The organism is Agromyces sp. MMS24-JH15 (assembly GCF_043518605.1).
Taxonomy (GTDB): Bacteria; Actinomycetota; Actinomycetes; order Actinomycetales; family Microbacteriaceae; genus Agromyces.
On sequence record NZ_CP171358.1, the window covers coordinates 3,010,953 to 3,024,740 of the forward strand.

Genomic DNA, 13,788 nt, shown 5'->3' on the forward strand with positions numbered 1-13,788 from the left:
GGCCATGCCGGAGCAGCCGAACGAGCCCCAGGACCAGCAGCCCGGAGCCTCCGTCGAGCAGAATCCGTACGGCGGCGGAGCCGCCCCCGGCGGCCCGAAGCGGGTCCGCACGCGGCACTTCCAGAACGCGAAGCGCGACGGCATCAAGATCACCGGCCTGACCAGCTACGACCAGCTCACCGCGCGCATCTTCGACGAGGCCGGCATCGACTTCCTGCTCGTCGGCGACTCCGCCGGGAACAACGTGCTCGGGTACGACACGACGCTGCCCGTGACGGTCGACGAGCTCATCCCGCTCACGCGCGCGGTCGCGCGTGCCGTCCACCGTGCCTTCGTCGTCGCCGACATGCCCTTCGGCTCCTACGAGAACGGGCCCGAGGACGCCCTGCACACCGCGGTCCGGTTCATGAAGGAGACCGGCGCCCACGCCGTGAAGCTCGAGGGCGGCGAGCGGAGCCGGCGGCAGATCCACCGCATCGTGCAGGCCGGCATCCCGGTCATGGCCCACATCGGCTTCACGCCGCAGAGCGAGCACGGCCTCGGCGGCCACCTCATCCAGGGGCGCGGCGACGCCGTCGAGCAGCTGCTCGCCGACGCCCGCGCCGTCCAGGAGGCCGGGGCGTTCGCGGTCGTGCTCGAGATGGTCCCAGCCGACGCCGCGAAGCGCGTGACCGAGTCGATCGACATCCCGACCATCTCCGTCGGCGCCGGACCGCACTGCGACGGCCAGCTGCTCGTCTGGACCGACTGGGCCGGGCTCACCATCGGGCGCATCCCGAAGTTCGTGCGCCAGTACGCCGACCTCGCGGGCACCCTGGCCGACGCCGCGCACCGCTGGCAGCGGGACGTCGCCGACGGCACCTACCCGGGGCCCGAGCACTCGTACGAGTGAACCGCCCGCCCGGGTGAACCGGCGCGACCGCTCAATCTTCCGCGGCCTCCTCGGCGGCCCACTTCGCGCTGTTCTCGCGCAGCTTCTCGAGCGCGTGCGCGGCCTCCTCGCGCGTGTCGAACGGGCCGACGCGATCGAGCGACGGCGACTGGAATCCCTGCTCGACCTCGCCCGTGCGCATGTTGTACCAGAAGCGGTGCTCGACGTCCTCGGCCATGGGGCGATCCTACGCCCGCGACCCCGTCCGCGACCGGTCGGGGCGATAGTCTGGCGCCATGGTCACAGGGCGTGCGATCGGCATCGACATCGGCGGAACCGGGATCAAGGGGGCGGTGGTCGACGTCGGCACCGGTTCGCTGGTCTCCGACCGGATCAAGGTCCCGACTCCGTCCGGGGCCGAGCCCGAGGACGTCATCGAGGCCACGCGCGCACTGCTGGACCGCGTCGCCGACGCGGCCGGTGACGACACGCTCCCGGTCGGGGTCTGCTTCCCGGCGGTCGTGCAGCACGGCCGCACCATGTCGGCCGCCAACATCTCGAAGCGCTGGATCGGGCTCGCCGCGCAGGACCTCTTCGCCGAGGCGCTCAGCCGCGACATCTTCTTCGTCAACGACGCGGATGCCGCCGGCTACGCCGAAGTCAGGTTCGGCGCGGCAGCCGACGAGGAGGGCCTCGTCATCCTGACCACGCTCGGCACCGGCATCGGCTCGGCCCTGATCCACCGGGGCATCCTCATCCCGAACTCCGAGCTCGGGCACCTCGAGCTCGACGGCCAGGACGCCGAGAGCCGGGCGGCGTACTCGGCGAAGGAACGCGAGGACCTCGACTGGGCGGAGTGGGCCGAACGGCTCCAGCGCTACTACGGGCACCTCGAGTTCATCTTCTCCCCCGACCTGTTCGTCGTCGGCGGGGGCGTGTCCAAGCACTGGGAGGAGTTCTTCCCGCTCCTGGACCTGCGCACGCGGATCGTGCCCGCCACGCACCGGAACAACGCGGGGATCCTCGGAGCGGCGGCGCTCGCGCGGTCCTGACGACCTGCCGGCACGGGGCCGACGAGGTTCGAGGCGAGCGGGCCGGCTGATACGCCGGGTTCTGTTCACCGGGCGCTTGCGCGACACCGGCTGGACGGCCATCTCTCTCGGAGTTGCGTTGCCGCAACCCTCCAGCGGCCTACCCGGGAACGGGACGGGCAGCCCCATCGTTCCCTGTCTGGCCTTGCTCCGGACGAGGTTTACCGAGCCGGCCGCGTCACCGCGGCCGCTGGTGGGCTCTTACCCCACCGTTTCACCCTTACCGCGGGCCGGAGCCCGTGGCGGTCTGCTTTCTGTGGCACTGTCTCGCGGGTTGCCCCGGGTGGGTGTTACCCACCGTCCTGCCCTGCGGAGCCCGGACGTTCCTCGGCACCCGATCGCTCGGGTGACGCGACCGTCTTGCCGACCCGCTCGCCCGTCCAGCCTACCCCGCGGCGCCGAGGGGTGCCGTCAGAGGCCCGACTCGTCGGTCCGCACGAGGATGCGGTCGCACTCGGGGCACTGGACCACGTCGTCGTACGCGGCCCGGCGGACGTCCTCGAGGTCGGAGCCGGTCAGGGTGATCGTGCACCCGCCGCACGTGCGCCGGCTGAGGAGGGCCGCGCCGATGCCGCCGCCGCGCGCACGGCGCTGCTCGTAGAACGCGAGCAGCGGCTCGGGCACGGCCGACGCGATCGCCGCCCGATCGCGCTCGGACTGGTCGCGCTCGACCGCGATGCCGGCCGCCGCCTCGTCGCGCTCCGCTTCGAGCCGCGCGCGCTCGGCGGCGATCCCGTCGTGTTCGTAGTCGATCTCCGCGACCGCGCGCTCCGCCTCCTCGACGCGCTCCATCACGGCGAGCTCCTGGTCCTCGAGGTCGCTGCGACGCTTGCGGAGCGAGGCGAGCTCGGACTCGAGCGCGTTCACGTCCTTCATCGACGAGGTGTGCGTGAGCCGGTCGCCGTCGCGCACGATGCGCGCCTCGACGAGCGCCACGTCGGACTCGAGCCGGGCGAGTTCGGCGCGCGCGTCCTCGAGCGTGCCGACGGCGCCCGCGCGCACGCGGCGCGCGGCGTCCTCGCGGGTCGCGAGCTCGCCGAGCGCACCCGCCTGCGGAAGCACGCCGAGACGGTGCGCGAGCTGCGCGAGGCGCGTGTCGACGGACTGGAGGCGGAGCAGCTCCTGCTGCTCGGCGGGGGTGGCCTTCACTGGATGCTCCTCGGGAGACGGTGCTGGGTTGGGGTCATTGCACGACCTGGAAGTCCCAGGGGTCGGTGCGGAGGTCGCTCACGACGACCTCGAGTTCGGGATGCTCCGAGCGGAGCTGATCGGCGGCCCGATCGAGCCAGAGCCACTCGCTCGCCCAGTGCGACACGTCCAGGAGTGCGGGGCCGCCGCGGAGGATCGCCTGCTCTCGGGCCTCGGACGCCGGGTGGTGCCGCAGGTCGGCGGTGATGTAGACGTCCGACGCACGGACGTCGGGGTGCGAGAGCAGCGAGTCGCCGGCACCCCCGCAGACCGCGACGGTCTCGACCGGCTGGTCGAAGTCGCCCGCTGCGCGGACGCCGGTCGCCGTGGCGGGGAGGATCTCGGCGAGCGAGCGAGCGAGCCGGCCGAGGGTCGTCGGCGCCGGCAGCCGGCCGACCCGGCCGAGGCCCGTCCCGGCCGCCTCGGACGGCACGATCGGGCGGGTGTCGACGAGCCCGAGCCGCTCGGCGAGGACCGCGCTGGTCCCCTCGTCGACGACGTCGGCGTTGGTGTGCGCCGCGACGAGAGCGCACCGGGCCCGGATCAGCCGGGCGACGAGCGCGCCCTTGTACCGGTCCTCGGCGAGGCTGGTGACGCCCCGCAGGAGCAGCGGATGGTGCGCCACGAGCAGGCCGGCACCGCCCTCGATCGCCTCGTCGACGGTGGCCGCGACGGCGTCGACCGCGAGGTGCACGCGCCCGACCGGGTCATCCGGGTCTCCGGCGACGAGTCCGACGGCGTCCCACGCCTCGGCGCCCGACGCCGGCCAGAGTCGCTCGACGGTCACGAGCAGGTCGGCCAGGCGCACGGTCACCGTGTCAGCCTACCCGTGGCCGGCGAGCCGAGACGGGAGGGAGCTCGCCGAGCACGGCGGCGCGGGGCATCCGGTGGGCCCTGCCGGGCTCGAACCGACGACATCCACGGTGTAAGCGTGGCGCTCTACCAACTGAGCTAAAGGCCCCTGCGCGCGTCGGAGAGAGACGCAGCACCATGCTAGTCGAGGGCTACGCGACGACGTCGATGGTCAACGAACGGTCTCATCGATGACTGACTTCGAGACCTGATCGATCACGCTGTCCAGGATCCGATCGAACGGATCATCTGGAACACGAGGTCCGTTCGCACGCTCCACGAGAAGTCGGATGCCCACGGCGAGCGGGACCGACATCGCTCCGCGTAGCTCACGCGGGGCCATGGTTTCGGCCGATCGATCGATGGCTCCGAGGAGTGGCTGCGCGAACCGGAATGCTTGGATGGCCCCCGTGTACGGTCGGTCGGATCTGGGCACACGCCTGCGCAACACCTCGTGCGAATCGATGGAAAGCAAGGCGAGCGTGAAGGCCTCGGGCTTGGCCGACTTGTTCAACCAACGCCCGAAGCCGACGAACGCGGCCGCCCGGACCTCGTGCGCCTGGATCGCCGCCTCCTCTGCGAGTTCCCTGAGCGCGGCGCGCATCGCCAACTGCCCGAACTGCAGCGCCGTTTCCCCGCGGTAGTCCCTCGGCTCCACCGATCCCGATCCGCTCGGTGCGAAGAGCTCGCCGCTGCTCTCATTCCGCGATGTCTGGGCCACCGCGACGAACCTGCCATCCGACGTGATGGCGAGTACCGATGCCCCGACCGCGTTCAACAGCCAACTGTCGCCGAAGTCCCGCGGGCGCCCGTTCCGATCGATGAACAGATTGCGCCCGAACTCCGACCGCCGCCGGCCGTCGATGAAGACATCGTTCATGGCCATGATGTCCGAAGCAAGGTGATCGAAGTACTTCGCGTCGCGTAGCGCGACCGAGCCGGGTACCTCATCCCCGTCCCCGAGGTCGGTGTCGAGCCCAACCACACGACCATTGAAGATGCTCGGGTTCTCCGCGAGTCGCTGGCGGCGAAAGCGATCGCCGATCCGTCTCAGTTCGGTAGGAAGGACATAGCCGACCCGCTCGCGCCGCGCGGTCATCCGCCCCGATGCCATCGCCTGCGACCCGACCCGATCGAGGAGGAAGACTCCGTTCGGGAACGTCCACAACTCGAACCGGGACCCGAATTCCACGTCGATGAACGATTCGCTCCCGCGCCGCATGAATCTCGTTCGGCGGGCCTCGCGTCGGTGCGCGGCGATCTCGACGCCCACGAGGGCGGCTGAAACGAACGCTGCGGCGAGGTTCACCCAGTCCCAGATCGGACGCACGAGCGACACCAATCCGAGTGAGGCGAGAGAAACACTCAGCAGGATCCAGCGGTACTCGACGACCGACGACCAAATCCGGCCGGCAGCCGTGCGCAAGCGCCGTTGCAGTGTCGAGATCACCTCAGCAAGGTACCGCGATCTGTCGGATGATCGCGGCGCTCAGAGCGCCGCGATCGCGGCGCGGTACGACTCGAGCGGGCGCGCGTCGCCGGGGCCGACGGCGAAGGCGTCGCGGACGGTGCCGTCCTGCCCGACGAGGAACGTCGCGCGCGTCGCGAAGCCCTTCTCGCCGAGGAACGCGCCGTAGGCCTGCGCGACCGCACCGTGCGGCCAGAAGTCGGCGAGCAGCGGGAACCCGTAGGACTGCTCCTCCGCCCACGCGCGCAGCGCGTGCTTCGAGTCGACCGAGACGCCGACGAGCTGCACCTTCGCATCTTCGAACACCGCGAGGTTGTCGCGCAGCTCGCACAGTTCGCCCTGGCAGCCGCGCGAGAACGCGAACGGGAAGAACACGAGCACGACGGGGCCGCGTTCGAGCGCCTCGGTCAGGCGGAACGGTGCGCCGTGCTGGTCGCTCAGCTCGAAGTCGGGTGCGGCGGTGCCGGGTTCGAGGATCATCTTGGGGGCCTCCGGGGGCGTGCTCAGCGGGCGTGGACCCGGTCAGCCTAGCCACCCGCCCGGAGGCTGCCGACGCGGGGAGTGCGCGATCCGTGCAGGCATAGAATCACTAGGATGGCGTCGATGCCCGGACGCGATCCGTCCGTGTTGGCTCACTGCCGCGTGCAGACACCCCTGCTTGAAGAGAGAGGTCGACCGTGACTGTCAACGACCAGGACCCCTACTCGGTCGTGTCCATGGACTCGGACCCCGAGGAGACCGCCGAGTGGAACGACTCGCTCGACGGACTCGTCGCCGACAAGGGCCACGAGCGCGGCCGTGAGGTCATGCTGAGCCTGCTCAAGCGCTCGAAGGAGCTGCACCTCGGCGTCCCGATGGTCCCGACGACGGACTACCTGAACACGATCGCGCCCGAGAACGAGCCCGAGTTCCCCGGCGACGAGGAGATCGAGCGCCGCTACCGCGCATGGCTCCGTTGGAACGCCGCGATCCTCGTGCACCGCGCGCAGCGCCCCGGCATCTCAGTCGGCGGCCACATCTCGACCTATGCGGGCGCGGCGTCGCTCTACGAGGTCGGCCTCAACCACTTCTTCCGCGGCCAGGACCACCCGTCGGGCGGCGACCAGGTCTTCTTCCAGGGCCACGCCTCCCCCGGCATGTACGCCCGCGCCTTCCTCGAGGGCCGCCTCGGCCAGCACGAGCTCGACGGCTTCCGCCAGGAGAAGTCGCACGCGCCGTACGGCCTCTCGTCGTACCCGCACCCGCGCCTGATGCCGGAGTTCTGGCAGTTCCCGACCGTGTCGATGGGCCTCGGCCCGATCAACGCGATCTACCAGGCCCAGCTCAACAAGTACCTCACCAACCGCGGTATCAAGGACGCGTCCGACCAGCAGGTCTGGGCGTTCCTCGGCGACGGCGAGATGGACGAGGTCGAGAGCCGCGGCGCACTGCAGCTCGCCGCCAACGACGGGCTCGACAACCTCAACTTCGTGATCAACTGCAACCTGCAGCGCCTCGACGGCCCGGTGCGCGGCAACGGCAAGATCATCCAGGAGCTCGAGAGCTTCTTCCGCGGCGCGGGCTGGAACGTCATCAAGGTGGTCTGGGGCCGCGAGTGGGACGACCTGCTCGCACGCGACCACGACGGCGCGCTGCGCAACCTGATGAACGTCACGCCCGACGGCGACTACCAGACGTACAAGACCGAGTCCGGCGCGTACGTGCGCGAGAACTTCTTCGGCCGCGACCCCCGTGCGCTCGAGCTCGTCTCCCACCTCAGCGACGACGAGGTCTGGGGCCTCAAGCGCGGCGGCCACGACTACCGCAAGATCTACGCGGCGTTCAAGGCGGCCACCGAGCACAAGGGCCAGCCCACCGTCATCCTCGCGAAGACCATCAAGGGCTACGGCCTCGGCAAGTCCTTCGAGGGCCGCAACGCGACCCACCAGATGAAGAAGATGACGCTGGACAACCTCAAGACGTTCCGCGACGAGATGCGCATCCCGATCTCCGACGCGCAGCTCGAGGAGAACCCGTACCTGCCGCCGTACTACCACCCGGGCCAGGGCGACGAGGCGATCCAGTACCTGCAGGAGCGCCGTCGCGCGCTCGGCGGGTACGTGCCCGAGCGTCGAACGACCCACGTCGAGATCTCCGTCCCCGACGAGTCGGCCTACGCCGTCGCGAAGAAGGGCTCCGGCACGCAGGAGATCGCCACGACCATGGCGTTCGTGCGTCTGCTCAAGGACCTCATGCGGTCGAAGGACTTCGGCAACCGGATCGTGCCGATCATCCCCGACGAGGCGCGCACGTTCGGCATGGACGCGTTCTTCCCGAACGCGAAGATCTACAACCCGAACGGCCAGCACTACACCTCGGTCGACCGGGAGCTCCTGCTCGCCTACAAGGAGAGCCCGCAGGGCCAGCTCGTGCACGTCGGCATCAACGAGGCCGGCGCGTTCGCCGCGTTCACCGCGATCGGCACGTCGTACGCGACGCAGGGCCAGCCGCTCATCCCGATCTACGTCTTCTACTCGATGTTCGGATTCCAGCGCACGGGCGACGCGATGTGGGCCGCGGGCGACCAGATGGCGCGCGGCTTCATCATCGGCGCGACCGCGGGTCGCACCACGCTCACCGGCGAGGGCCTCCAGCACGCCGACGGCCACTCGCCGCTCCTCGCGGCGACGAACCCGGCGGTCGTCTCGTACGACCCCGCGTACGGCTACGAGATCGGCCACCTCATGCGCTCGGGCCTCGAGCGCATGTACGGCGGCTCGCACCCCGACCCGAACGTCATGTACTACCTCACGGTGTACAACGAGCCGCTCGTCCAGCCGGCCGAGCCCGAGGGCGTCGACGTCGAGGGCATCGTCAAGGGCATCCACCGCATCTCCGAGTCGACCGTGCAGGGCCCCAAGGCCCAGCTGCTCGCGTCCGGCGTGGCGGTCCCGTGGATCCTCGAGGCGCAGCAGCTCCTCGCCGACGACTGGGGCGTCTCGGCCGACGTGTGGTCGGTCACCAGCTGGTCCGAGCTCGCGCGCGACGGCCAGGCCGCCGAGGAGCACAACTTCCTCAACCCGGAGGAAGCTCCGCACGTCGCCTACCTCACGCAGAAGCTGCAGGGCGCGACGGGTCCGTTCGTCGCGGTCTCGGACTACATGAAGGCCGTGCAGGAGCAGATCCGCGCCTACGTGCCCGGCCGCTACGTCACGCTCGGCGCCGACGGCTTCGGCTTCTCGGACACCCGCCCGGCCGCGCGCCGGTTCTTCAAGATCGACGGCCCCTCGGTCGTGGTCCGTACCCTGCAGGTGCTCGCGGAGCGCGGCGAGGTCGACCCGTCGCTCGCGGTCCGGGCCATCGAGAAGTACCGGTTGCACGACGTGAATGCGGGCACGACCGGGACGGCCGGCGGCGAGTCCTGACGGGCCGGACGATGGCCAAGCCTCGGACCAAGGCGGAGACGCTCGCGTGGTTGCGGACCATCTCGGGCGAACTCGCCACGCGCACCCTCAAGCGGCTCGAGGACACGCTGCCCTGGTACGGCGACATGCCGCCGAGCCGACGCTCGGCGGTCGGGCTCGTCGCCCAGGCCGGCATCACCTCGTTCATCTCGTGGTTCGACGACCCTCGATCGACGCCCTGGATCGCCGCCGACGTGTTCGGTGCAGCTCCGCGTGAGCTGCTCCGATCGGTGAGCCTGCAGCAGACGCTGCAGCTGATCCGGGTGACGGTCGAGGTCGTCGAGGAGCGGATCAAGGACGGCAGCGAGGAACTGCGCGAGGCGATCCTGCTCTACTCGCGCGAGATCGCCTTCGCCGCGGCCGATGTGTACGCGCGGGCGGCCGAGGCTCGCGGCCTGTGGGACGCGCGCCTCGAGGCGCTCGTCGTCGACTCGATCCTCTCGGGCGAACAGGACGAGGAGCTCCCGAGCCGGATCGCCGCGCTCGGCTGGCACGGGCACGGCGAGACCGCGGTGCTCGTGGGCACCGCGCCGAAGCAGTTCGACGTCGACCACTTGCGCCGCGCCGCTCGGCACATGCACGCCGACGTGCTCGTGGGCGTGCAGGGAAGCCGGCTCGTGGTCGTGATCGGCCGAGCCGAGCCGCGCAGCCACGAAGACGAGACCGTCGGCACGGCGCCGGCGCTCAGCTTCATGGAGATCGCCACGCAGCTCGAACCCCACTTCGGCCAGGGTCACCTGGTGCTGGGGCATCCGGTGCAGAACCTCGTGGATGCCTCGAAGAGCGCACGCGCCGCACTCGCGGGGTTCGCGGTCGCCCGATCCTGGCGCAACGCTCCTCGCCCGGTCCAGGCCGACGACCTGCTGCCGGAGCGCGCGCTCGCGGGCGACGCGCTCGCCAAGGCGACCCTGGTCCACCGGATCTACCGCCCGCTGCAGGCGCATTCGACCGAGCTGCTCACGACCCTGTGGAGCTACCTCGACAACGGGCGGTCGCTCGAGGCGACCGCACGCGAGCTCTTCGTGCACCCGAACACCGTCCGGTACCGGCTGAAGCGGGTGTCGGACGTCATCGGCTGGGACGCCACCGGCGCACGCGAGGCGCTGATCCTCCAGGTGGCGTTGATCGTCGGCTCGATGACCGACCACGAGGTCGGCACGCGCCGGCGCCAGAGCTGAGCGCGGCTCCGATCTCTTGTTCGGCGCACACAATCGTCCGCGAGGAGGCTTGTCGCCCGTGCACACACCACTCCCCCGATCGCTTGGCAGACTAGGGAGGGTGATCGTCGTCGTCTGCCCCGGACAGGGCTCACAAACCCCAGGTTTCCTCGCCCCGTGGCTCGCCGAGCCCGGCTTCGCCGAGCGACTCGACGCCCTCTCCGAGGTCGCCGGCGTCGACCTCGCGCGCCACGGCACCGAGAGCGACGCCGAGACGATCCGCGACACCGCGATCGCGCAGCCGCTCATCGTGGCGGCCGGCATCCTCTCGTTCGCAGCACTCGCCGACGGCCGCCGCGACCGCATCGGCGGCGTCGCCGGCCACTCGGTCGGCGAACTGACGGCCGCCGCGGTCACGGGCATCCTGTCCGACGCCGACGCGATCCGGCTGGTCGCCGAGCGCGGTCGCGCGATGGCGGATGCCGCGGCGCTCGTCGCGACCGGCATGAGCGCCGTCGTCGGCGGCGACGAGGCCGAGGTGCTCGCCCGGCTCGACGCGCTCGGCCTCGAGCCCGCGAACTTCAACGGCGGCGGGCAGGTCGTCGTCGCGGGTGCCGTCGACGCGCTCGACGCGCTCCGCGCCGAGCCGCCCGCGGGGGCGCGGGTCATCCCGCTCCAGGTCGCCGGCGCATTCCACACGCGCTACATGGCGCCCGCCGTCGATCGCCTCGCCGCGGTCGCCGGCTCGCTGTCCCCGGCCGATCCGACCCTCCCGCTGTGGACCAACCGGGACGGGGCATCCGTCGCCGCCGGTTCCGAGTACCTCGACCTCATCGTCGGACAGGTCTCGTCTCCCGTACGGTGGGATCGCTGCATGGAGTCGTTCGCCGCCGCCGGCGTGACCGGCCTGATCGAGCTCGCGCCCGCGGGTGCGCTCGTCGGCCTGGCCAAGCGCGGACTGAAGGGCATCCCGACCGTCGCCGTCAAGACGCCGGCCGACCTGCCCGCCGCGATCGAACTGCTCGACAGCGCCGCCTGACCGTCCGGAGAGAAGCCAGATGACCGAACCCACCCTCACCCAGTCCCAGGGCAGCCCGTTCACCCGGATCTACGCGTTCGGCGCCGCGCGCGGCGAGAACGTGGTCCCCAACGAGGACCTGATCGGCCCGATCGACTCGTCGGACGAGTGGATCCAGCAGCGCACCGGCATCATCACGCGCACCCGCGCCGGCGCCGACGTGCTCGCGGTCGACCTGGCGACCGACGCCGCCCGCGAGGCGATCGAGAAGTCCGGGGTCGCCCCGGAGCGGATCGACCTGGTCATCATCGCCACGATCTCGAACGTGCAGCAGACCCCGTCGATGGCCGCGGTCGTCGCCGACCGGGTCGGCGCCAACCCGGCAGCCGCCTACGACATGAACGCGGCCTGCGCGGGGTACTCCTACGCACTGGCCCAGGCGGACGCGCTCATCCGCGCCGGCGCGGCGACCTACGCGCTCGTGATCGGCGCCGAGAAGCTCTCGGACGTCGTCGACCCGACCGACCGGACCATCTCGTTCCTCCTCGGCGACGGCGCCGGCGCGGTCGTCGTCGGCCCGAGCGAGGTTCCCGGGATCTCGCGCACGGTGTGGGGATCCGACGGCTCGAAGGCGGGCGCGGTCGGGATGGACCACACCCTCGTGGAGTTCCGCGACGGGGGCGCCGGCTGGCCGACCCTCCGGCAGGAGGGCCAGACGGTCTTCCGCTGGGCCGTGTGGGACATGGCCAAGGTCGCCCGGCAGGCGCTGGACGCCGCCGGCGTCACGGCGGACCAGCTCGCCGCGTTCATCCCACACCAGGCGAACATGCGGATCATCGACGAGTTCGCCAAGCAGCTGAAGCTCCCCGAGACGGTCGTGATCGGGCGCGACATCGCGACGACGGGCAACACGTCCGCGGCATCCATCCCGCTCGCGACGCATCGTCTGCTCGAGGAGCACCCCGAACTCTCCGGAGGCCTCGCCCTCCAGATCGGCTTCGGCGCCGGACTCGTCTTCGGCGCCCAAGTAGTGGTTCTTCCCTGAACCGCTGAACCCATCCACCCGCCCGCGCCTCCGCACGAGACGCCTCAAGGAGAAGGAAACCCCATGGCACTGTCCACCGAAGAAGTCCTCGCCGGCCTGGCCGAGCTCGTCAACGACGAGACGGGCATCGCGACCGACGCGGTCGAGCTCGACAAGTCGTTCACCGACGACCTCGACATCGACTCCATCTCGATGATGACCATCGTGGTCAACGCCGAGGAGAAGTTCGACGTGAAGATCCCCGACGAAGAGGTCAAGAACCTCAAGACCGTCGGCGACGCCGTCACCTTCATCGTCAACGCCCAGGCGTAGTCGATCACGGACGGACCGGGGCCCCCGGCTCCGGTCCGTCCGCATCACCTGCCCACCCCTGCACCGGAGTTTCACGCCATGACCAAGAAGATCGTCGTCACCGGCATCGGCGCGTCGTCGCCGCTCGGCGGCACCGCCCCCGAGAGCTGGACCGCGCTCCTGGAGGGCGTGTCCGGCGCCCACACGCTCGAGTACGACTGGGTGGAGCGATACGAGCTGCCGGTGACCTTCGCCGCAGAGGCCGTGGTGCGCCCGGAGGCCGTCCTCGAGCGCCCGGTCGCCAAGCGCCTCGACCCCGCCTCGCAGTTCGCGCTCATCGCGGCGAAGGAGGCCTGGGCCGACGCCGGCAGCCCCGAGGTCGACCCCGAGCGACTCGGCGTCGACTTCGCGACCGGCATCGGCGGCATCTGGACGCTGCTCGACGCGTGGGACGTCCTGCGCGAGAAGGGCCCGCGCCGGGTCCTGCCGATGACCGTCCCCATGCTCATGCCGAACGCGGCCGCGGGCAACCTGTCGCTCCACTTCGGCGCGCGTGCGTTCGCACGCACCGTCGCGAGCGCCTGCGCGTCCAGCACCGAGTCGATCGTGAACGCCGTCGAGCACCTCCGCGACGGCCTCGCGGACATCGTGATCGCCGGCGGCACCGAGTCCGCGATCCACCCGATCACGATGGCGTCGTTCTCCTCGATGCAGGCGCTGTCCAAGCGCAACGACGACCCCGCGCACGCCTCGCGCCCCGGCAGCATCGACCGCGACGGGTTCGTGATGGGCGAGGGCGCCGGCGCGCTGATCCTCGAGACCGAGGAGCACGCGAAGGCCCGCGGCGCGAAGATCTACGCGGAGATCGCGGGCGGCGGCGTGACCGCCGATTCGTACCACATCACCGCGAACGACCCCGAGGGCGTCGGCGCCGCGCGCGCGGTCCGGCTCGCGCTCGAGGAAGCGGATGCCTCGATCGACGATGTCACGCACATCAACGCGCACGCGACCTCGACGCCCGTCGGCGACCCGAACGAGTACCAGGCGCTGAAGGTCGTGTTCGGCGACCGCATCGACGAGATCCCCGTCTCGGCGACCAAGGCGTCGACCGGCCACCTGCTCGGCGGCACGGGCGCGCTCGAGGCGATCTTCACGGTGCTCGCCCTGCGCGACCGCGTGGCGCCGCCGACGATCAACCTCACGACGCAGGACCCGGCGGTTCCGTTCGCCCTCGCGGGCGCACCGGTCGAGCTCGGCGCCGGGCCGCAGCTCGCGATCTCGAACTCCTTCGGGTTCGGCGGGCACAACGCGGTCGTCGCGATCCGCTCCGTCTGAATCGGATCGCCGGCCCACGATGGCCGGCA

At 71.0% G+C, this 13,788-nt stretch carries 13 protein-coding genes, 1 tRNA gene and 1 other RNA gene; 8 read left to right on the plus strand and 7 right to left on the minus strand.

All coding sequences use genetic code 11. From position 1 onward, the window contains the following. The first annotated feature begins 4 nt into the window (after window positions 1–4). The gene (gene panB / locus ACDF64_RS13735) at window positions 5–892 is read left to right on the plus strand and encodes a 3-methyl-2-oxobutanoate hydroxymethyltransferase (RefSeq protein ID WP_394551923.1); all 888 of its coding nucleotides are present in this window, start codon (window positions 5–7) and stop codon (window positions 890–892) included. Window positions 893–923: 31 nt separating this feature from the next. Here panB and ACDF64_RS13740 read toward each other — a convergent pair whose 3' ends face one another. Then, window positions 924–1,109, minus strand: a complete 186-nt coding sequence (locus tag ACDF64_RS13740) for an SPOR domain-containing protein (protein WP_394551924.1) — start codon at window positions 1,107–1,109, stop codon at window positions 924–926. Window positions 1,110–1,167: 58 nt separating this feature from the next. Here ACDF64_RS13740 and ppgK point away from each other — a divergent pair, with 58 nt between their 5' ends. Then, the gene (gene ppgK / locus ACDF64_RS13745; RefSeq protein ID WP_394551925.1) at window positions 1,168–1,923 is read left to right on the plus strand and encodes a polyphosphate--glucose phosphotransferase; all 756 of its coding nucleotides are present in this window, start codon (window positions 1,168–1,170) and stop codon (window positions 1,921–1,923) included. A gap of 34 nt (window positions 1,924–1,957) precedes the next feature. Here ppgK and rnpB read toward each other — a convergent pair. The 6 genes from rnpB to ACDF64_RS13775 form a co-directional block, all read right to left on the minus strand. After that, window positions 1,958–2,333, minus strand: an RNA gene (rnpB, locus tag ACDF64_RS13750) — RNase P RNA component class A. A gap of 40 nt (window positions 2,334–2,373) precedes the next feature. Continuing rightward, window positions 2,374–3,111 carry a zinc ribbon domain-containing protein gene (locus tag ACDF64_RS13755; protein ID WP_394551926.1) on the minus strand — a complete coding sequence of 246 codons (738 nt, stop codon included), beginning with the start codon at window positions 3,109–3,111 and terminating at the stop codon, window positions 2,374–2,376. Between the two features lie 34 nt (window positions 3,112–3,145). Next, window positions 3,146–3,964: a Nif3-like dinuclear metal center hexameric protein gene (locus tag ACDF64_RS13760; protein ID WP_394551927.1), complete on the minus strand. Its 819-nt coding sequence runs from the start codon at window positions 3,962–3,964 to the stop codon at window positions 3,146–3,148. Window positions 3,965–4,038: 74 nt separating this feature from the next. Then, window positions 4,039–4,111, minus strand: a tRNA-Val gene (locus ACDF64_RS13765). 63 nt (window positions 4,112–4,174) lie between these two features. Beyond that, window positions 4,175–5,452 (minus strand): NUDIX hydrolase, encoded by a 1,278-nt coding sequence (locus ACDF64_RS13770; RefSeq protein WP_394551928.1) that lies wholly within the window; start codon window positions 5,450–5,452, stop codon window positions 4,175–4,177. Between the two features lie 39 nt (window positions 5,453–5,491). After that, window positions 5,492–5,950 (minus strand): peroxiredoxin, encoded by a 459-nt coding sequence (locus ACDF64_RS13775; protein WP_394551929.1) that lies wholly within the window; start codon window positions 5,948–5,950, stop codon window positions 5,492–5,494. A gap of 197 nt (window positions 5,951–6,147) precedes the next feature. On the opposite strand from ACDF64_RS13775, the gene aceE reads away from it, so the two are divergent. The 6 genes from aceE (at window position 6,148) to ACDF64_RS13805 (ending at window position 13,759) form a co-directional block, all read left to right on the plus strand. Continuing rightward, a complete protein-coding gene (gene aceE / locus ACDF64_RS13780; protein WP_394551930.1) occupies window positions 6,148–8,874 on the plus strand; it encodes a pyruvate dehydrogenase (acetyl-transferring), homodimeric type in 2,727 nt (908 codons plus the stop codon). 11 nt (window positions 8,875–8,885) lie between these two features. Then, window positions 8,886–10,091: a PucR family transcriptional regulator gene (locus ACDF64_RS13785; RefSeq protein ID WP_394551931.1), complete on the plus strand. Its 1,206-nt coding sequence runs from the start codon at window positions 8,886–8,888 to the stop codon at window positions 10,089–10,091. 100 nt (window positions 10,092–10,191) lie between these two features. Next, entirely contained in the window at window positions 10,192–11,109 is a 918-nt protein-coding gene (locus ACDF64_RS13790; RefSeq protein WP_394551932.1) for an ACP S-malonyltransferase, read from the plus strand. 19 nt (window positions 11,110–11,128) lie between these two features. Next, window positions 11,129–12,133: a beta-ketoacyl-ACP synthase III gene (locus tag ACDF64_RS13795; RefSeq protein WP_394551933.1), complete on the plus strand. Its 1,005-nt coding sequence runs from the start codon at window positions 11,129–11,131 to the stop codon at window positions 12,131–12,133. 63 nt (window positions 12,134–12,196) lie between these two features. Next, window positions 12,197–12,445, plus strand: coding sequence for an acyl carrier protein (locus tag ACDF64_RS13800; protein ID WP_394551934.1), 249 nt, complete (start codon window positions 12,197–12,199; stop codon window positions 12,443–12,445). Window positions 12,446–12,523: 78 nt separating this feature from the next. Continuing rightward, the gene (locus ACDF64_RS13805; RefSeq protein WP_394551935.1) at window positions 12,524–13,759 is read left to right on the plus strand and encodes a beta-ketoacyl-[acyl-carrier-protein] synthase family protein; all 1,236 of its coding nucleotides are present in this window, start codon (window positions 12,524–12,526) and stop codon (window positions 13,757–13,759) included. Window positions 13,760–13,788: the final 29 nt, after the last annotated feature.